This is a genomic window from Qipengyuania sp. B-5, assembly GCF_056857815.1.
Genome location: NZ_JBSXNU010000037.1, coordinates 1 through 15,785, shown reverse-complemented (window position 1 = coordinate 15,785; position 15,785 = coordinate 1). Strand labels below are relative to the sequence as shown.

26 protein-coding genes and 1 pseudogene are annotated in these 15,785 nt (G+C 60.3%); 12 read left to right on the top strand and 15 right to left on the bottom strand.

The features are described from left to right. The first annotated feature begins 122 nt into the window (after positions 1-122). Positions 123-554 (top strand): DUF1810 domain-containing protein, encoded by a 432-nt coding sequence (locus AC13CE_RS05565; protein WP_221537990.1) that lies wholly within the window; start codon positions 123-125, stop codon positions 552-554. A 34-nt stretch (positions 555-588) separates the two neighbouring features. On the opposite strand, the gene AC13CE_RS05560 is transcribed toward AC13CE_RS05565, so the two are convergent. Next, positions 589-1,866 (bottom strand): dipeptidase, encoded by a 1,278-nt coding sequence (locus AC13CE_RS05560; protein WP_482971795.1) that lies wholly within the window; start codon positions 1,864-1,866, stop codon positions 589-591. Between the two features lie 78 nt (positions 1,867-1,944). On the opposite strand from AC13CE_RS05560, the gene AC13CE_RS05555 reads away from it, so the two are divergent. Further along, a complete protein-coding gene (locus AC13CE_RS05555) occupies positions 1,945-2,235 on the top strand; it encodes a DUF427 domain-containing protein (RefSeq protein ID WP_221537992.1) in 291 nt (96 codons plus the stop codon). Beyond that, positions 2,232-2,633, top strand: coding sequence for a DoxX family protein (locus AC13CE_RS05550; protein WP_482971794.1), 402 nt, complete (start codon positions 2,232-2,234; stop codon positions 2,631-2,633). The genes AC13CE_RS05555 and AC13CE_RS05550 overlap by 4 nt, the downstream gene beginning before the upstream one ends. A 3-nt stretch (positions 2,634-2,636) precedes the next feature. On the opposite strand, the gene AC13CE_RS05545 is transcribed toward AC13CE_RS05550, so the two are convergent. Next, entirely contained in the window at positions 2,637-2,888 is a 252-nt protein-coding gene (locus AC13CE_RS05545) for an SWIB/MDM2 domain-containing protein (RefSeq protein WP_221537994.1), read from the bottom strand. A gap of 33 nt (positions 2,889-2,921) precedes the next feature. Then, a complete protein-coding gene (locus AC13CE_RS05540; protein WP_482971793.1) occupies positions 2,922-3,455 on the bottom strand; it encodes a YbhB/YbcL family Raf kinase inhibitor-like protein in 534 nt (177 codons plus the stop codon). A gap of 508 nt (positions 3,456-3,963) precedes the next feature. Here AC13CE_RS05540 and AC13CE_RS05535 point away from each other — a divergent pair. Both AC13CE_RS05535 and AC13CE_RS05530 read left to right on the top strand, forming a co-directional pair. Beyond that, positions 3,964-5,190, top strand: coding sequence for a S41 family peptidase (locus tag AC13CE_RS05535; RefSeq protein WP_482971792.1), 1,227 nt, complete (start codon positions 3,964-3,966; stop codon positions 5,188-5,190). Between the two features lie 193 nt (positions 5,191-5,383). Further along, entirely contained in the window at positions 5,384-5,716 is a 333-nt protein-coding gene (locus tag AC13CE_RS05530; protein ID WP_221537996.1) for an Mpo1-like protein, read from the top strand. On the opposite strand, the gene AC13CE_RS05525 is transcribed toward AC13CE_RS05530, so the two are convergent. From AC13CE_RS05525 to AC13CE_RS05515, 3 genes are all read right to left on the bottom strand, one after another. Next, positions 5,713-6,165 carry a DUF3429 domain-containing protein gene (locus AC13CE_RS05525; RefSeq protein ID WP_482971791.1) on the bottom strand — a complete coding sequence of 151 codons (453 nt, stop codon included), beginning with the start codon at positions 6,163-6,165 and terminating at the stop codon, positions 5,713-5,715. The two genes, AC13CE_RS05530 and AC13CE_RS05525, sit on opposite strands and share 4 nt — an antisense overlap. 101 nt (positions 6,166-6,266) lie before the next feature. After that, entirely contained in the window at positions 6,267-6,695 is a 429-nt protein-coding gene (locus AC13CE_RS05520) for a COG3650 family protein (RefSeq protein WP_482971790.1), read from the bottom strand. A gap of 239 nt (positions 6,696-6,934) precedes the next feature. Then, on the bottom strand, positions 6,935-7,840 hold the full coding sequence (locus AC13CE_RS05515; protein WP_482971789.1) for a hypothetical protein: 906 nt from the start codon (positions 7,838-7,840) through the stop codon (positions 6,935-6,937). Positions 7,841-8,035: 195 nt separating this feature from the next. Here AC13CE_RS05515 and AC13CE_RS05510 point away from each other — a divergent pair, with 195 nt between their 5' ends. The 4 genes from AC13CE_RS05510 to AC13CE_RS05495 all read left to right on the top strand — a co-directional run bounded on the left by AC13CE_RS05510 (position 8,036) and on the right by AC13CE_RS05495 (position 10,322). Next, positions 8,036-8,623: a hypothetical protein gene (locus tag AC13CE_RS05510; protein WP_482971788.1), complete on the top strand. Its 588-nt coding sequence runs from the start codon at positions 8,036-8,038 to the stop codon at positions 8,621-8,623. 235 nt (positions 8,624-8,858) lie between these two features. After that, the gene (locus AC13CE_RS05505) at positions 8,859-9,452 is read left to right on the top strand and encodes a LuxR C-terminal-related transcriptional regulator (protein WP_482971787.1); all 594 of its coding nucleotides are present in this window, start codon (positions 8,859-8,861) and stop codon (positions 9,450-9,452) included. 52 nt (positions 9,453-9,504) lie between these two features. Further along, positions 9,505-9,855, top strand: coding sequence for a hypothetical protein (locus tag AC13CE_RS05500; RefSeq protein WP_221538002.1), 351 nt, complete (start codon positions 9,505-9,507; stop codon positions 9,853-9,855). Between the two features lie 11 nt (positions 9,856-9,866). Continuing rightward, positions 9,867-10,322 carry a hypothetical protein gene (locus tag AC13CE_RS05495; protein ID WP_482971786.1) on the top strand — a complete coding sequence of 152 codons (456 nt, stop codon included), beginning with the start codon at positions 9,867-9,869 and terminating at the stop codon, positions 10,320-10,322. 54 nt (positions 10,323-10,376) lie between these two features. Here the strand turns inward: AC13CE_RS05495 and AC13CE_RS05490 are convergent, their stop codons facing one another. The 3 genes from AC13CE_RS05490 to AC13CE_RS05480 form a co-directional block, all read right to left on the bottom strand. After that, on the bottom strand, positions 10,377-10,721 hold the full coding sequence (locus AC13CE_RS05490; protein WP_482971785.1) for an HPF/RaiA family ribosome-associated protein: 345 nt from the start codon (positions 10,719-10,721) through the stop codon (positions 10,377-10,379). A gap of 193 nt (positions 10,722-10,914) precedes the next feature. Beyond that, positions 10,915-11,130 (bottom strand): hypothetical protein, encoded by a 216-nt coding sequence (locus AC13CE_RS05485; RefSeq protein ID WP_482971784.1) that lies wholly within the window; start codon positions 11,128-11,130, stop codon positions 10,915-10,917. An 87-nt stretch (positions 11,131-11,217) separates the two neighbouring features. Then, positions 11,218-11,430 (bottom strand): cold-shock protein, encoded by a 213-nt coding sequence (locus AC13CE_RS05480; RefSeq protein ID WP_221538006.1) that lies wholly within the window; start codon positions 11,428-11,430, stop codon positions 11,218-11,220. A gap of 281 nt (positions 11,431-11,711) precedes the next feature. Here AC13CE_RS05480 and AC13CE_RS05475 point away from each other — a divergent pair, with 281 nt between their 5' ends. Beyond that, positions 11,712-11,870: a hypothetical protein gene (locus tag AC13CE_RS05475; RefSeq protein WP_221538076.1), complete on the top strand. Its 159-nt coding sequence runs from the start codon at positions 11,712-11,714 to the stop codon at positions 11,868-11,870. Between the two features lie 4 nt (positions 11,871-11,874). On the opposite strand, the gene AC13CE_RS05470 is transcribed toward AC13CE_RS05475, so the two are convergent. The 4 genes from AC13CE_RS05470 to AC13CE_RS05455 all read right to left on the bottom strand — a co-directional run bounded on the left by AC13CE_RS05470 (position 11,875) and on the right by AC13CE_RS05455 (position 13,489). Then, positions 11,875-12,066: a hypothetical protein gene (locus AC13CE_RS05470; protein ID WP_482971783.1), complete on the bottom strand. Its 192-nt coding sequence runs from the start codon at positions 12,064-12,066 to the stop codon at positions 11,875-11,877. A 23-nt stretch (positions 12,067-12,089) separates the two neighbouring features. Beyond that, positions 12,090-12,293 carry a dodecin family protein gene (locus AC13CE_RS05465; RefSeq protein ID WP_221538008.1) on the bottom strand — a complete coding sequence of 68 codons (204 nt, stop codon included), beginning with the start codon at positions 12,291-12,293 and terminating at the stop codon, positions 12,090-12,092. A gap of 305 nt (positions 12,294-12,598) precedes the next feature. Beyond that, complete coding sequence (locus AC13CE_RS05460; protein ID WP_482971782.1) at positions 12,599-12,910, bottom strand: hypothetical protein; 312 nt, start codon at positions 12,908-12,910, stop codon at positions 12,599-12,601. 48 nt (positions 12,911-12,958) lie between these two features. Next, on the bottom strand, positions 12,959-13,489 hold the full coding sequence (locus AC13CE_RS05455) for a YbaY family lipoprotein (RefSeq protein WP_482971781.1): 531 nt from the start codon (positions 13,487-13,489) through the stop codon (positions 12,959-12,961). A 2-nt stretch (positions 13,490-13,491) separates the two neighbouring features. Here AC13CE_RS05455 and AC13CE_RS05450 point away from each other — a divergent pair, with 2 nt between their 5' ends. Further along, complete coding sequence (locus AC13CE_RS05450; RefSeq protein ID WP_482971780.1) at positions 13,492-13,935, top strand: PRC-barrel domain-containing protein; 444 nt, start codon at positions 13,492-13,494, stop codon at positions 13,933-13,935. A gap of 86 nt (positions 13,936-14,021) precedes the next feature. Here AC13CE_RS05450 and AC13CE_RS05445 read toward each other — a convergent pair whose 3' ends face one another. Continuing rightward, positions 14,022-14,645: a cation efflux transmembrane domain-containing protein gene (locus AC13CE_RS05445; protein WP_482971779.1), complete on the bottom strand. Its 624-nt coding sequence runs from the start codon at positions 14,643-14,645 to the stop codon at positions 14,022-14,024. Between the two features lie 171 nt (positions 14,646-14,816). On the opposite strand from AC13CE_RS05445, the gene AC13CE_RS05440 reads away from it, so the two are divergent. Continuing rightward, positions 14,817-15,434: a DUF2726 domain-containing protein gene (locus AC13CE_RS05440; RefSeq protein ID WP_482971778.1), complete on the top strand. Its 618-nt coding sequence runs from the start codon at positions 14,817-14,819 to the stop codon at positions 15,432-15,434. Positions 15,435-15,645: 211 nt separating this feature from the next. On the opposite strand, the pseudogene AC13CE_RS05435 reads toward AC13CE_RS05440, so the two are convergent. Then, positions 15,646-15,785 (bottom strand): annotated as a pseudogene (locus AC13CE_RS05435) (IS630 family transposase); the annotation flags it as partial.

Here is a 15,785-nt window from a genome sequence, read left to right as displayed (position 1 = left end):
GGCTGCGTGAACATGCAGCACGGTGTGCCCATAGAGTGCTTCGATGCTGTGGAACCAGGTCCGGGCCGTGACCGCTACGGGAAATGCGGTCTCGTGAGCCGGGGGCGCGCGCTCCTCGACTGATGCCTACCGACGATCCCTTCGGCCACTTCGTCAAGGCGCAGGATGGCGGAATCTACGAGCAAGCACTCGAGGAGATCGCCGAGGGTGAAAAGAAGAGCCATTGGATGTGGTTCATTTTCCCGCAAATCGAAGGTCTGGGGACCAGCGCCAAGGCGAAGAAATACGCTCTTGCGGACCTCGACGAGGCCCGCGCCTATTGTCAGCACGAGGAACTCGGACCGCGTCTGTTCGAGGCAACGGAGGCGATGCTGGAATGGGCCGGCACAATGAGCGCCGAGGATATCCTGGGTGAAGTCGACGCGATGAAATTCCGCAGTTCGATGACGCTGTTCGAGCGCGCCTGCGACGATGAGGATGCCGAGGTTTTCGCCGATGCGCTGGAGGCCTTTTACGAAGGAGAACGCTGTCCTTTGACGCAGGAGCGAATGTGACCAACAGGCTGCAAGGCGAAAACGCCGGGACTGACTAGCCTTCTTCGTGGCGCGGCTCGCCCGCCGGATATTCGATCGGCATCGCGCCACGCTGGCTTTGCGCATAAGCCTCCGCCTCGCGCATCGCCCGCAACACGTTCCGCATTGAGATCTTCTCGAGATCTTCCTGTGAATAGCCGCGCCGCGCAAGTTCTGTGAACAATGCCGGATAACCGCTGACATCCTCCATTCCGGAAGGTCCGTGCGGCATTCCGTCATAGTCGCCGCCAATACCGATATGATCGATGCCCGCCACTTTTCGGATGTGATCGATATGATCGGCCATGTCCGAGATGGTCGAGACCGGCTCGCGATTTTCCGCGTCCCATTTCGCCAGTTGCGCCTCGACTTCATCGGGAAGCCCCGGGTAGAGCGCTTCTAATCGTGCACGCTCCGCCGCGCGATTGGCCGAATGGTTTCGCAGATCCTCATTGATGAACCACGGAAGCGCGACAACCATCACCACCCCGCCATTCTCTGGCAGGCGCTCGAGCACGCCGTCGGGTACGTTACGAAGGTGGCCTGTAACGCCGCGCGCGCCGGAGTGGCTGAAGATCACGGGCGCGCGGGCAGCGTCCAGCGCATCGTGCATCGCCGCCTCGCTCACATGGCTGAGATCGACCAGCATGCCGATACGGTTCATTTCGCGAACCACATCCATGCCGAAGGCATTGAGCCCGCCATGCTTAGGCGCATCAGTCGCGCTGTCGGCCCAATCCAGCGTGCGGCCATGGGTCAGGGTCATGTAGCGTGCGCCTAGATCGTACATCTGTCGCAGCACGGCGAGACTGTTGCCGATCGAATGACCGCCCTCCATTCCCAGTAGCGAGGCGATCCGGCCAGCTGCGATGGCCTCCTCGACGTCGTCCGCCGTCAGAGCCAGTTGCAGGTCGGAGGGATAGCGCGCAATCAGGCGTTTGGTCACATCGATCTGTTCAATGGTCTGCTGCACCGCGAGCGGCTCTTCCCCGGCTGGACTGACATAGACCGACCAGAACTGAGCTCCGACCTGGCCCTGGTCGAGACGGGCGAGATCGCTATGCATGGCGTTGCGCTCGCCCTCTGCGGTGTCGAGCGTATCGGCGAAATCGAAGTCATTGATGACATTGCCGAAACGTGCACGTAGCTGGATCGGAACATCGTTGTGCCCGTCCCACACCGGGGCCGCCTCCAGCGCAGCTTCTGCCGTCGCTTCGGGCGATTGCTGCGCAATCGCCGCGGAAGAAAGCAGGGCCAGGGCGGCAACACCGATGTAAGGACGAATGGAAGGCACGAATTTCTCCTCGCTGGAACTGGAACAGTCTTCGTTGGCTGTTCTAGCGAATGATCCATCGAAAGAAAGGGACTGCACATGACCGTTGTGGCGCGCTGGAATGGAGAAGAGATCGCCCGGAGCGACGATACGGTAGTGGTCGAGGGAAATCATTATTTCCCGCCTTCGGACGTCGCACGGAGTGCCCTCGTTCCTAGCGAGAGGACCAGCATCTGCCCATGGAAGGGTACGGCGCAGTATCATTCGGTCAATGCTGGCGGCGCCATCAACGCAGATGCAGCCTGGTATTATCCGGATCCCAAGCCGGACGCCGCACAGATCAAGGATCATATCGCCTTCTGGAACGGCGTCGAAGTTTCCGAGGAGTGACCCGCGCCATCTTCCGGTGGCTGCTCGCCATATCCTACGCTGGCGCCGGATATCTCCATCTCGTCTCGCCCCGCCCCTTTATCGACATCATGCCGGGGTGGGTGCCTGCGCCCGAGGGTGTAGTTTTCTGGACGGGTGTTGTCGAACTGTTGGGCGCCGCAACGCTGCTCCAGCCCTGGTCAGTCAATTTGAGGAAGGCCGGCGCGATCGGCCTGGCGCTTTATGCGGTCTGCGTGTTCCCCGCCAACATCAATCATTTCGCAATCGATATGGCGCGCAACGATGAAGGTCTAGGGCTGGCCTATCATCTGCCGCGAATGGCTGCGCAACCCGTATTTGTCTGGCTCGCGCTATGGGTCGGCGGCGTCACGGACTGGCCATGGCGCCGCCGCTCCTGAAGATTACGACATGTGCTTCGAAACGGCACCGGTCATCTTGAACATGGAGATCTGCTCCTTGCCGATCACCGCGCCCAGCTTGTCGTCGGGATTGATCATGCGCCGGTCCTTCGAATCCTGAAGGTTGTTCGCCTTGATGTGGTCCCAGACCTTCGAGGTGACCTGTGCACGGGTCATTGGGCCCTTGCCGACTACGTTTTCCAGTTCCGGCGAAAGATTCACCGGCTTCTGCAGTGCGTTGTTCTTGCCAGCCATTTCAGTATCCTTTCAGTTGGCTACGCTTATTGATCAGTCTTCGATATCGAAGTCTTCCGCGCCCAGCTCCTCGATCTCATGCCCTTCGAAACGGGCGGTGAGGATCGCGATAGCTGTGACGTGTCCCTTGATCTGCTTGAGCAGCTCCTCGTAACCCGCGCCCGGCATCAGGGTGAGCGGCAGGTCGAGAGCGAAGAGCTGAAAGACATAACGATGCTGCACGCCAAGCGGCGGGTCGGGCAGCATCCATTCCGAATTCCCGACGGCGTTTTTCCCTGTCCGAGGTGGTGTTTCCCCCTCGAACAAAGCACCCTTCTGAGGCTTCAGGCCCCAGACGAGCCAGTGGACCTTGCCGTCTTCGGCATCCTCGACCACCAAGACGAGTTCCTGTGTGCCGGGAGGAGGGGCAGTCCACTCCAGCGGCGGCGCGACCGCATCGTCTTCGATGGCAGTGAAGCTTGGATCGAGTTCACCACCGTCGCGGAAAGCGGGACTGGAAAGCGCAAAGCCCGATTTGCCAAGCAGCTTCTCCTCTGCAACTGCGCCGATGGTGAGAGAGCCCTTCACTCCGCCGCCGACTGCTTGCTGAACCCACTCTGGCATTCCGGTACTCAATTAAGCTGCTCCATCCGTTACTTTTGCGATTTACGCATATTCAGGGCGCAGCCTAGGCATAGCCATCCAGCAAAGACCATGCCTCACCAGTGAATTTGCACCGTTTTTCGCCCGATTCATCGTGGTTTTCCACCATATTTCGCTACGGCAGACGTAAGGCACACCTCGAAACGAGAAGCCCCTTGCTCATCGCCGGGTAATTGGTCATTCCTAGCTTGAACGCATGATGCAGGGAAACCTGCGTCCCACCTGGGGAGGAACTGCCGTGAAATTGGGTCGCACCGCTTTATCCGCAACACTCGCATTCTCGCTCGCAGCCTGTGGCGGAGGAGGGTCGGGAGGGACCTCGGGGAATATCGGCGGAGGATCAGGTGGCGGGGGTAGCACGGGAACTTGCTCACTTTCAGCTAGGCAGGATTGGGCACTTTCCGTACTCCAGGAATGGTACCTGTTCCCGGACTTGCTCGACGCCTCGGTGACCAAGGCAAACTACAACAACCTGCAAAGTTATATCGATGCACTGGTCGCCAACGCCCGGGCGGAAGGCAAGGATCGCGGCTTCACCTACATCACATCGATCCAGGAAGAGAACGATCTGATCAACAGCGGGTCGAACGCCGGCTTCGGCATTCGCCTGATTTACGACATAGACAACAATCGCGTATTCGTGGCGGAAGCGTTCGAAAATGCGCCTGCCTTCCCGCAAGGCTTCGATCGCGGCACCGAAATTCTGCAAATCGACGGCCAGTCGGTATCCACGCTCATGTCTACGGGTGGCCCTCAGGCAGTGAGTGACGCTCTCGGCCCCAGCGATCCCGGGGTCACCCGCAGTTTTGTGATCCGGGATGTTTCCGGTGTCGAAAAGTCGGTCAGTGTCACCAAGGCGGAGTTCTCGCTCGATCCGGTTTCCGACCGCTATGGCGTCAAGATTCTCGATGACGGGGCAGGCGGCAGAGTCGGCTACGTGAACCTGCGCACCTTCATCATACAGGACGCAGGCCCTCAACTTCGCGAGGCATTCGATCGCTTCAGAGACCAGGGCATTACCAACGTTATACTCGATTTGCGCTACAATGGCGGGGGACTGGTCTCGGTCGCCGAACTCCTCGGCGACCTTATGGCCGATGGATTGGAAGGCCAGGTATTTTCGCAGACCAAACTGCGTTCTTCCAAGTCCGCAGAGGAAAGTACCGCCTTGTTCCAGGACCAGCCTGAACAGATCCGCGCAATGAAGCTGGCCGTAATCGCGCGCGGAGGCACGGCTTCCGCAAGCGAACTGGTCACCAATTCAATGATACCCTATCTTGGCGACAACATTGCATTGGTAGGCACCGATACGTTCGGCAAGCCGGTGGGCCAGTTCGCCTTCGACCGCTCGGCGTGCGACGATCGCCTGCGCGCCGTCACCTTCAAGACCGTGAACGCCGACGGCCAGGGCGAGTACTTCAATGGCCTTGCAAGTGTTATGCCTAATACCTGCCGTGCTAATGACGGGATATTCAACCAATTGGGCGATCCACAGGAAGCCTCGGTGTCGGTTGCGCTGGATTTCATCGCCGGACGAACCTGCACCCCGATTGGAGTGGCTGCCAAAAACGAAATCCTGAAGGCGGAAGATGCGCCGCGACAATTTCTGCAGCCCGCCGCACCGAATGCTGCGCAGCGTGAGAACCCTGGCCTGTATTAAGCTGCAATGCGTTCGAATAGCCGAGAATAGTGCGAATGGCTTGAACGATGGGATTGTCCCCCGGTCGGGATCGGTGAGGCAAACTGTCATTCGCGGCTGATATCGAATAGATGGAGGTGATCGCGCCGCCCCAAATCGGCGCCGCTCGCAAAAACTCTTGACCGCCAGACAGGTGAGCCATCACACTGGCATAATGGCAAAGACCTATACGACGTTTGCCGAGTTTTGGCCCTTCTACCTGCGCGAACACTCGAAACCGCGCACGCGGGCACTCCACTATTTCGGGACCACCCTGGTAGTTCTGCTGGCGTTGGGGGCACTGGTGAGCGGCACCTATTGGCTCCTGGCCATCCTGCCGGTGGCAGGATATTTCTTTGCCTGGATTGCTCATTTCAAAGTCGAGAAGAACCGTCCTGCGACCTTCACCTACCCGCTGTGGAGCCTCGGAGCGGATTTCAAGATGTGGTGGCTCTGGCTGACCGGGCGGCTGAAGCCCGAACTGACCAAGGCCGGTGTTGACGTCTAAACCATCGCAATAAGCATCGTCGCTCCACCGAGCGCTATCGATAGAGGCGCGCGCAACCTCATCCACCAGCGCGGTCCGAGCGCCCCGATCCGGGAATCGACGCCGAGCGCGATCCAGAACCCCGCTCCGAGCATGATGAGGACGGGTTCAAGTGGAAGCATCCCGCCAGCCCATGCACCTAGACAGCCAAACGCGATCAGGCTTGGAAGCACTGCGGCGATCCAGAGCCACGCCAGGCCGCTGCGCCTTTCGGCTGCGGGTGCGCCTGCGGCAATCCCCCACCAGGCTCCGCCCAGGAAAGTGAAGACCAGCCCTGCATAGATGGCGGCAATGCCTGCTGCTGTGTTCTTCCACTCGTCCGGCCCGAACAGAGCCGCGGCCAGGCATGCAAACTGCGGCAATAAGCCTGCAAGTCCCAGCAAACGGGGCCAGCGAGGAATGTTACGCATAGCGCGCACCAGTCATCAGTTCAGCCCGTAAGGGAGACCGGGAAATGGATCGCATGGAAGTATGGTGCCGAAGATTGCGACCGCATCAGGTGTACCCGTAATCACGGGTTTTCCGGTCCCGTGAAGGGCTGGCGATCGGTCCATGCACAACCGCTGCGTTGTTCTTCGCCGACCTTGAGCGTCGCCGCGAAGGGATAACTTCGGTCGCTCATTCCGTCCGAACATTCCCCCGGCGTAACCGTAAGGTCGAAATTCCCGCCATCGATCTTACCGGTAAAAGCCAACCCGTTGTTTCCGGCGAACCGTTCTACCACGAACGTCGTCCCATCCTGATTTTCCGGCGTCGAGTACTGCGCTTTCGAGCCCTTGATCTCACCACCCCAAAACGGTTCCGTTCCGATCAGGTAGATGGTCTCCTCTTCCGATATTCCGTCGAACGCCTGCGCGGGGGCACCGGTGGCGGTATCTCCGCCCGGCTGGCAAGCGCCGAGTAGCAACAGCGGCGCCAGAAAAATTATGGGGCGGTTCATGGATTGCCTCCCAGGTGATAGTGGCGAAAAGACAATTACTTCCGGGTACTTCCCAGCGTCACGAGCTGGAGAGAAGGTTCTCCCCTGTCGCGCATAATAGTATATCGCGGAAAGGATAAATCGTTCCGCCTCCTATTGCCTATTCATCGCCGAGCCGGTGCGATCGGCGGCAGTCTCCCAGCCTTTCTGCAAAGATGACCTGACGCTCCAAAAGCACGGCAGCAATTATCGCCCGGTGGTCAACCGCGCCCGAAAATTCGAGCCAGAAGCCCTTTCTTCTCCGGCTCTTCTTCCTGTACCGTTCCCGAAATCCGGCGGCGAAGATCGGTGCCGGATGGAGGTTCCTTGATTTCCTCGACTTCGCGGCGGGTAATCATGCTCTCGGGAAGCATTTCGGCCATTTGGGGGCCCCTCTCGACCTGTTTCGGTGTTGCCGGCCGATCACCCTCGATCAATCCGTGCACAGCCACAACGTCGGGCCTCATGTCGACCATGCCGGCTAACACCGGCACGTGATGCGGCAAGGGTTTGTCCTTGCAGATCCGTTCCACTGCGCGATGGAACAGGAGAGCGCGCCACCAGCATGCCAACACATATTCCACATAGCGCCGGGGCGCATGATCGGGCGTATCGTCCCTGAAAAAGTGACGTTCCTTGTGATGGACAAGCGCGGTGTTGATCGCATCGAGTCCTTCGCACTCGAGGAATACCTCTATATCCTCGTCATAGCCCGCCCAAGCCGGTCCTTCCTCTGCGGCGGTCTGTTCAACCAGCGCCGCCCTGTCGGCGCGGCTAAAGACGAATGGCTCGTCCGTATACAGACCCAGCATCATATAGGGGTGATGCACCTGGCCCTTCTCGAAGGCGCGGTCGGTTTCATTCGCGATGGCCAGCGTTACCCCGGTGATCTGCTCTCCTTCATGCAGTTCGATCGCTTCGCACAATTCGTCCCAACCGGTGATTTTCACGCGGTCGGGCTCGTCGATCAGGCATCGCGTTGCCAGTTCCGTATCGAGCTCGGCGAGCTGCGCCGCCAGATATTCTTGCGCATCATCCAGTTGCCCGGCGTGAAAGTGTTCATGCATCACGGCAGTCCACGCTGCCTCGCCTTCCTGAGTGGTGAACTGGCTTTGTAATTCGTGCATCTTGCCCTTGGTCCGTTAGTCCCGGTCTGACGGGGGATTATGGCTTACATTCCTCACCATCCCATTAACTGTTCCGTCAGGCCAACCTTACCGATGGGATCGCCGACAACATACAGGCGTTACCGCGGCAGGCCCGGGAGGGAACTCGGCAACCGAGGCATGCGTTACTTTTCAAAACGCTACTTGCGGAGACAGATGATGAAGTTCGCTCCCCAAATCCTGGGTGCGGTGGTAATCGTGGCAATCGCGGGAGCCGTGAGCGGCGCCATGATCGGGGATAGCACGGTTCTCAAGGAAGGATATAGCGACACCCTGCCCGAAACCCCGATCATCGGCGCATCCAACGATGGCTTGCGCAACATGGCGAGCCTGCCCGACCATTACCCGCTCAAGACTCCAGAAGGCACGATCGAGGTCGCGGAACTCGCCCTGCGCGGCCGTCTCCACGATCGCGGTGGATCCATATGGCGGGAAGACCGAAGCAACGAGTCCGCGAAACTGAGCGCAGGCTATGATTTTTACAAGACAGCGAGCCCCGAAAGGATCGCGCGCGAAGAGGCTTTGCTCGCCTACACTGGAGGCCGCGCGGAGAGGCTGGACAGCTCGATTGAAGAGACCGGACCACCGGCCAGGCAACGCATCACCCGCGCAGAAGCTCCTATGGCCTTGGCCGAACCGGTGAAAATCGAAATCGCAGGACATTCGCAAGCAGCTCCTGCGGAACCGAAGATCGGTAACTCCAAGACTGTAGATGTTGCAGCTGCTCTCGCTCACCGAGACTGACGATAGATCTGCCATGTCGGCTTTCCGAGACCCTGACAGCATATATCTCGGCATAGCCCGTTCAATAAGACCGGCATGAAATGGTATGCGGGTTCAGATCAGGGCGGCATCAGAACAGTGTCGATTACGTTGATCGCGCCATATTAATAGAAAATTACCTATATAAATCTGTGACTTGACTAATTACGTCACTTTCTCCATATTAAGTCGAAATGATAACTTAGTAATTGAGGCTGTGGTTTGCGCCGCGGTCGATAGGGTCCGCATTTCCGACCTTTCCGAGGGGGGAAGCTACGTGGAACAAATTCTGGTCCGAAACGGACGTTTCAGAATTTCCGATGATACGGATCGTATCGTACTCCCCCTATGCGGCCGCCAACTTGACTGCATGACGCTCGTCAAAAAGGGGCTCACAACTAAACAAATCGCACGTGAACTGGGCATTTCTCCGCGAACGGTGGATCAGCATATCGGTGCTGCACTCGCAAATCTCGGTTGCGCCAACAGAACGGCTGCGGTTGCGCTGATGCACGAGTTCGAAAGAGGTCTGCACCGCAATTCGGAGACGCCGCTTATACTTTCGAATCCCGAAACGCTGGGCGATCCTGTGATTCACGCCGGGATGATATTTCCCAACGCCGGGCAGAGAGGCACGAGTTCGCCAAACGAACGGATCCTGCCCCGCCTCGGAGGTATCAGGAATACGGCCAACGCCCAGCTCCGCATCACCTGGATTTTCCGCATCGCGATGATCTGCAGTATGCTGACCTGTTTCCTCATTCTATCCATTATAGCGGCTTCCGCTCTGGCAAAGGGTCTCGCCGAATGATTTCTTTCCTTTCTCCGCAAGCAATCAGGGTTGCGGCATGAAGGAGAACATCATGTTCGAAATCGAAAAGTCATCCGGCCAGGTTGTTGCAGCCGACACGCAAAAATCCGTCGACGCGCTGGACCAGGCGGTCATGTCGATGGCACATCTTTGCGCCAGCATCGTCGAGGTGAGCCGGGCGTCGCGCCTGCCGGTCTCGACACCCCAACCGGCCCTTGCCAATGCCGGTGAGAGCCTGTCCAAATTGATCGCCGGCCGGGAAGACATCTCACACGCGGTCCGCGAGCTTATCGCCATTCAGCGCACATCGAGCCTTCAGGCCGTGTCGTTCGGCTGTCCCGACGGCTTGCCGCAGGCACAGGCGCAAAGATCCGAACCTGCTGTCGAAGCCGACGCTGCATAGGGAAGCCAGAGATGATCGTCGCATTTGCCTTCTGGTTGTTTCTCCTCGGAGCCTTATCGATCGGATGGCAAATCGGCGATGCATTGGATCGCAAGGCGATGGCTGCGATTTTCTGCGCCGCGTTGGCGACCTCCTTGATGGGATACGTCTTCGATGGCTTGGACAAGCATATCGCCGTGCGCATCGTGGATCTCCTGCTGCTTGCAATCATGGTCCGTATCGCAATGACATCCAGCCGGCACTGGCCGATCTGGTTCGCGGGCATCCATGCCACGGCGGTCCTGATCGGCTTTGCCGGATTGATCTTGCCCGATGCGCGGGTGCCGGTGCTTTTCCTTGCCGCGGCATCCTGGGCGATCCCTGGAATAATCGTCATGGTGGTCGGTTTGCTTATCGACCGAAACAACGGGATCGGGGAACGCGGTCAGGAAAAAGCACTCGCCCTGGAAGACATTACCTCCCCCTGACCCCGAACAGATTGGCCGGGACGGACTCACATGCCCCGGCCGAATTCCAGCCTCCTAGAGAACCTTCTCCGGGCGAGGATCATGGCCGTGGCGCTGTTCCTTGCCGAAGGTCCGTTCAAGCCGCTGGACGAGCGTATTGGCCGCCTTGCGAGCCGCATCGTCCACCTTGGCGGCATGTTCGGTCACGCCGATCGGCTTGCCCGAGCGCGGGCGCGCCTCGATGGTACAGGCCTTGTCGTCACCCCCGCCCTTGGCCCCATTCTCGTCACGCACGTGTATTTCGATCCGGGTAAGCCGTTCCTCGAACCGGGCAAGCTTGCTGCGAACGCTAGCCTCGATACGCTCGGCGACATTCTCCGTACCCATGATACTGCTGTCGGAATTGAACTGGACCTGCATGGCGCTTTTCTCCTTTTATGCCTTGCAGGATCAACGGACCGCCCGAGATTCGGTTTCCCGATTCCAGCCAGGAAAAGCGCGTGTCGCACTCTTTTCTTGGCACGACGAAACGGCGGCGAGGGTTGGCCCCTCCCGCTAGCAAAGCATCGATAATGTAGAAAAGGTCCGCGCGGAGGCGGGACTCGTCAGTCGGTCAGGAAGTGGCCGCGTCCAGCGCCATGCGCTCGGCAGCCTTCTCGCGTTCGAGCTTGCGGCGCTGTTCGGCAACGGAGCGGGCCTGTTCGGCGAGGCCCCGCCAGGTCTTTTCGGAACGCAGCGCCCGATCGCGCACATTGGCCAATTCCGCGGCCTTCGCATCGGCGGCGGCTTCTTCCGCGCGGGCGGAATAGAATTCGTAGGTCTGGCTCATGTTCGCGGGGCTCCGATGGGAAACTGAAAGATGCTGCGCACCATGGCCGGGATCGCCGGCCATGGCGCGCAACGTCGGGTATTCGCGTCAGTCGGCAGCCGACAGGTTGATGGCGCTTTCCTTGCCATTGCGTCCCTGCTCGACTTCGTAGTTGAGGCGCTGCTCCTTATCGAGCGTCTGCATGCCTGCGGCCTGCACGGCGCTGATGTGCACGAAGCTGTCTGCCGAACCGTCGTCGGGCTGGATGAAGCCATAGCCCTTGTCGGAGTTGAAGAATTTTACGGTGCCAGTCTTGGCCATGTAATGTTCCTTTCGAGAACGGGTATTTGCCGCGCCGCGACATGCGGTGCGGTCGTGCGTAAGGTCGTCCGAAGAAAGGAAGTCGTCGTCTGGTTTACGCCGGGGCTGCAAGCAGCAAGCGGCGGTCGTCAAAATCCGAAGTCCGTCGCAAATTTCGACGTCAGCGCAGCCTTAGTAGCACAGCCTTGCCCAGACTCCTAATCATTCGTCGCTATCGGCCATATGCGCCATACGAATTGATGCGGGTGTTTGCCCGAAAGGGCGTATGGCCGCGGCGGGGCATGCCGCCCTTACTGGAAACGAACATGGCCAAGGGTCAACAACGCAAGAGCCGCGAAGCACGCAAGCCGAAGGCCGACAAGGGGCCCAAGCAGAACGCCTCCAATCCCAGCCTCAAGCCCGGCGCGATCCGCGGGCTGGAGAACATGAAGAACTCCTGAGCGGTCAGTCTTCGGCCGCGTCGCCGCCAGCACCGGCGGCGCGGGATTTCTTCGCGCCCCGGTGCTCTGCCAGCAGACGGTCGATCTCGGCGATCCGGCGGCGTTCGGGCGTGTCTTTGGGCAAGCCCTTCAGACGCGAGGTCGCCCATAGCTGGCGCCGTTCGGATTCGAGGTTCTTGAGGTAGAGATCGGCCACTGCCGGCGTTCCTTCCGTTTCGGTCAGTCGTTGACCACGAAGGTGATCTTGAGCGTGCAGCGCCATTCGGTGATGTCGCCGCCCGAAACCCGGGCCTTAGTATCCTTGACCCAGACGCTCTCGATCCCCTGGATGGTCTTGGCCGCGCGCTTCACGCCCTGGCGGACGGCATCCTCGATGCTTTCGGTCGAGGAGGAGATGACTTCGGTGACTTTGGCAACGGACATAATGGTCTCCTTGGATGGTGTGTGCCTTCCCAACCAAGCTCTGGCGCGCGCAGATGTTCCGCCGGAGTGTCCGCTCAGCCCCCTCCCCGCGACGATACGGGGCGAGACATGGACCGGGTGTTACACTGTCCAGGGGTAAAAACAGTCGGCTTGTGCGGAGGGGCGTCGGCTTGCGGGCGGCGCGCGTCGGCATGGCGCATTTCGGTGTCAGCTTGCGCCCCGCCGGTGTCTGCTTGTCTGCCCGAAATGTCAGCTTGCGACGACCCGGCGCGCAGGTAGTCGAGCGCCTCCAGCCCCGGCCCCTCTCACGGCGAACGCTGCGCTTCCAGCCGCGCCCTGCTCGCCGCCGCACGGGCGCGCAGGCCGGCGCGGCGCGCACCCTCGAACGCTTCGCGAAAGGCGGGCCCGTCCAGACGGGCGCGCAGGGCATAGGCCGCCTGCCGGCTCATCCCCACAGCCCTCGCTGCTTCCGCCACCCGCCCGCATTGTTCCAGAGCGCGCAGGAAGGCCTGCACCTTGGGCACGGTCCAGCGATAATCGGCATTGCACTGCCGCGCGCGCCTGCGCGGGCTGGTGGGAGCGGAAGGGGCGGAAGGCTGAGTCGGTTCGTCGGTCATCCGGCAGGATGAGCCACGGCTGCACGCCTGTAGGAAAGTGTTTTCGCCTCAGCCCTGAGTGCGGACCATCACCAGCGTACCCAGATCGACGCGGGCCTCCCCCGCCACCGGCGTCACGGGGGTTCGGGTGTCGGTGATCCACATCAGGCAGCCATCACCGTCTTCTATCCGCACACGCGCGGAGGTGGTGATTGCGCCTTCCAGCGCCGCACGCGGCACCTCCACGGCAAAGGGCAGCGGCACCTGCCGCCCCTCGGCGGGATAACTTTCCTCCGCCAGCACCTGGGCCGGGGCATCGGCGCGCGACACGTCCTCGATCCGGACGGTCATCACCGCATCGGGCGGCAGGGCGATACGTTCGCGATAGGTCGCCTCCCCGGTGACTGTGACCATCTCCTGAGCGGCAGGGGTGGTGGCGCAGGCGGAGAGAGCGAAGGCCAGCGTGGCGGCGAGCGGGGCGATGAGTTTCATGGCAGGTAAACTCCGCCGGATGCTATCGCGTTCCCGCCCGCCCCGCCGATTTTGGAACGGCGGCCTGCCGCACGCATTGAACGGGTGAACGATCTTCACAAGGACCATCCATGCACCACCCCAAGACCGCCTTCACCAGCCTTGCCGCCGCCTGCGCCCTGATTGCCGCTTGCGGCGAAACTCCTGCCGAACAGGAAGCCGACCGCATGGAAGACCAGGTGGAAATGGAAGCCGACCAGAGCGCCTATGCCGCCAGCAATGAAGAGGCCGCGCTGGGCCTGACCGAGGAAGAATTGCTTAACGCCGATCTGGTCACCGCCGACGGGACCGACCTTGGCGATATCGAAGCGGTCCGCCGCGATGCGGCTGGCGCGGTAACCGGGCTGGTCATCGAACTGGAAGACACCGATCCCGATCGCTGGGTCGAAGTGCCGATGGACGGCCTCACCACCCGCCCCGATGGCGACGACATGGACGTGCAGACCGGCATGAGCGCAGAAGACCTGTCCGCCCTGCCCGATGCGGAAATGGGCGCGATGAAATCCCCGGTCTGATCATCGCACCGGAGCAAACGCAGGCCCGCCCCGGATTCCTCCGCGGCGGGCCTTGCTTTATCCGGAGAGGGTTCGCCTGCCCGCGCTCAGGCGGCGCGAAGCTGCGGGGCGGCCTCGGCAATCACGCGCAGGGCGCTGCGCAGGAAGATCATCGCCATCAATCCGCCGATCACGATATCGGGCCATGGCGAGGCGAGCCACCATACCAGCCCGGCGGCCAGTAGCACGCCGCAATTGTTGATCACGTCGTTGCGCGAACATTCGAAAGTGCTCGCCATGTTCACATCCTGATGGCGGAAGCGGGTGAGCAGGCGCAGGCAGACGAGATTGGCGGCCAGCGCCAGCGCGCCGAACACCAGCATCAGCGTTGAGGATGGCGGCACCCCGCTCTGGACCTTGAGCGCGACATTGACCGCGATGCCGATGCCGAGGCCAAGGATGACCACGCCCTTGAGCATCGCCGCCCCGGCCTTCCACCGGTCGCTGCGCGCCAGCGCGTAGAGGCTGACCGCATAGACCACGGCATCGCCCAGCATGTCCGACGCATCCGCCATCAGCGCGGCGGACCCGGCAATGATCCCGGCGCCGAATTCGAGCACGAACATCACCGCATTGATCGCCAGCACGATCACGAGCACGCGCCGCTGATCGGCCTGGCGCGCGAGCTTTTCCAGTTCGGTGGACTTGGAGGAACAGCAGTCTGCGGACATGGGGGCTATGTGGAACGGGTGCGGGGGGAGTGCAACAGGTTGATCTCGTCACCCCGGACCTGATCCGGGGTCCAGCTTCTAACAACTTAGGCGTGAAAGAAAACTTTGACGATTTACTGCCATTTAGCACATTGAATTGCGAGCGATCCTGTGGGGAGGCGGATAGCGGTCATGGATATCATGGACATGGTTTCGGCCAATATGGGCAACTGGATTTCGATCCTCGTGTTCATTACGGTGTTCACGCTGATTGTCGGTGTTGCCAAGGCGTTTCTCGAGCCGAAGAACAAGGGCAGGCGCCGCCGTTCGAATTATCGCAAGCCTTATCTGAAGGATGTCTCGGACTTCCGCAGCAAGGGATCGACAGCGGATTCAACCGAGCAATTGCGGATCGTGATGGAAGCGGATTTCCAGTCCCGCTCGCTGCTCAACCGGCCTGAGGCGAAGGTATTCAAGACGCTCGACGAGGCGGTGATCGCGCGTAATCCGGGCTGGCAGGTGATGGCGCAGGTTTCGCTGGGCGAATTCCTGTCGAGCAAGAGCAAACCCGCCTATTTCGCAGTCAATTCAAAGCGCGTCGATTTCGCGCTGATGGACGAGAACTGCTGCGTGGTCCACGCACTCGAATATCAGGGTTCGGGTCACCATCAGGGCACCGCCGCCGCGCGCGATGCGGTGAAGAAGGAAGCGCTACGCAAGGCAGGCATCGGCTATCACGAGATCGTCGCCGGCCACACCACGCCGAGCGAACTCAGGGCGCTGGTGGAGAAGCTGGTTCCGGCGGGTTAGGAGGAAAAGCTTACAGGCTGTTGATCGCGAAATTGCTAATGGACCGTATTGTCTTCGGCAGCACCGACGTCGTCTTGCGCTTCTTGGTCGACAACATTCTGTTTCTCTTGAACCCTCTCTCCATAGGCGGATTCTAAGGCATCATTAAATTCGTCTTTGTCGCGGACGAACCTGAAAACCGGCCACGTTCTAAAGTTAAGTATGCCGAACCCTAGTCACCTGAATCTGAAGTTCGGCTCATAGCTTTTTGACAGAAGCGTTTGACCGAGGCGAGTATCTCATCGGCGGATTTGGTCCAGCGATAGGGTTTGGGGTTTTCGTTGTGCGTTTCGATGAAGGCGAGGATATCGG

What these genes read in the sequence shown, in the direction of transcription:
- AC13CE_RS05475 (WP_221538076.1), top strand. Translation starts at nt 11,712, where the DNA reads ATGCCGCCCTTACTGGAAACGAACATGGCCAAGGGTCAACAACGCAAG.
- AC13CE_RS05440 (WP_482971778.1), top strand. Translation starts at nt 14,817, where the DNA reads ATGGATATCATGGACATGGTTTCGGCCAATATGGGCAACTGGATTTCG.
- AC13CE_RS05565 (WP_221537990.1), top strand. Translation starts at nt 123, where the DNA reads ATGCCTACCGACGATCCCTTCGGCCACTTCGTCAAGGCGCAGGATGGC.
- AC13CE_RS05510 (WP_482971788.1), top strand. Translation starts at nt 8,036, where the DNA reads ATGATGAAGTTCGCTCCCCAAATCCTGGGTGCGGTGGTAATCGTGGCA.
- AC13CE_RS05495 (WP_482971786.1), top strand. Translation starts at nt 9,867, where the DNA reads ATGATCGTCGCATTTGCCTTCTGGTTGTTTCTCCTCGGAGCCTTATCG.
- AC13CE_RS05465 (WP_221538008.1), bottom strand. Translation starts at nt 12,293, where the DNA reads ATGTCCGTTGCCAAAGTCACCGAAGTCATCTCCTCCTCGACCGAAAGC.
- AC13CE_RS05525 (WP_482971791.1), bottom strand. Translation starts at nt 6,165, where the DNA reads ATGCGTAACATTCCTCGCTGGCCCCGTTTGCTGGGACTTGCAGGCTTA.
- AC13CE_RS05515 (WP_482971789.1), bottom strand. Translation starts at nt 7,840, where the DNA reads ATGCACGAATTACAAAGCCAGTTCACCACTCAGGAAGGCGAGGCAGCG.
- AC13CE_RS05490 (WP_482971785.1), bottom strand. Translation starts at nt 10,721, where the DNA reads ATGCAGGTCCAGTTCAATTCCGACAGCAGTATCATGGGTACGGAGAAT.
- AC13CE_RS05480 (WP_221538006.1), bottom strand. Translation starts at nt 11,430, where the DNA reads ATGGCCAAGACTGGCACCGTAAAATTCTTCAACTCCGACAAGGGCTAT.
- AC13CE_RS05500 (WP_221538002.1), top strand. Translation starts at nt 9,505, where the DNA reads ATGTTCGAAATCGAAAAGTCATCCGGCCAGGTTGTTGCAGCCGACACG.
- AC13CE_RS05460 (WP_482971782.1), bottom strand. Translation starts at nt 12,910, where the DNA reads ATGACCGACGAACCGACTCAGCCTTCCGCCCCTTCCGCTCCCACCAGC.
- AC13CE_RS05520 (WP_482971790.1), bottom strand. Translation starts at nt 6,695, where the DNA reads ATGAACCGCCCCATAATTTTTCTGGCGCCGCTGTTGCTACTCGGCGCT.
- AC13CE_RS05530 (WP_221537996.1), top strand. Translation starts at nt 5,384, where the DNA reads ATGGCAAAGACCTATACGACGTTTGCCGAGTTTTGGCCCTTCTACCTG.
- AC13CE_RS05450 (WP_482971780.1), top strand. Translation starts at nt 13,492, where the DNA reads ATGCACCACCCCAAGACCGCCTTCACCAGCCTTGCCGCCGCCTGCGCC.
- AC13CE_RS05485 (WP_482971784.1), bottom strand. Translation starts at nt 11,130, where the DNA reads ATGAGCCAGACCTACGAATTCTATTCCGCCCGCGCGGAAGAAGCCGCC.
- AC13CE_RS05555 (WP_221537992.1), top strand. Translation starts at nt 1,945, where the DNA reads ATGACCGTTGTGGCGCGCTGGAATGGAGAAGAGATCGCCCGGAGCGAC.
- AC13CE_RS05545 (WP_221537994.1), bottom strand. Translation starts at nt 2,888, where the DNA reads ATGGCTGGCAAGAACAACGCACTGCAGAAGCCGGTGAATCTTTCGCCG.
- AC13CE_RS05455 (WP_482971781.1), bottom strand. Translation starts at nt 13,489, where the DNA reads ATGGTCCTTGTGAAGATCGTTCACCCGTTCAATGCGTGCGGCAGGCCG.
- AC13CE_RS05445 (WP_482971779.1), bottom strand. Translation starts at nt 14,645, where the DNA reads ATGTCCGCAGACTGCTGTTCCTCCAAGTCCACCGAACTGGAAAAGCTC.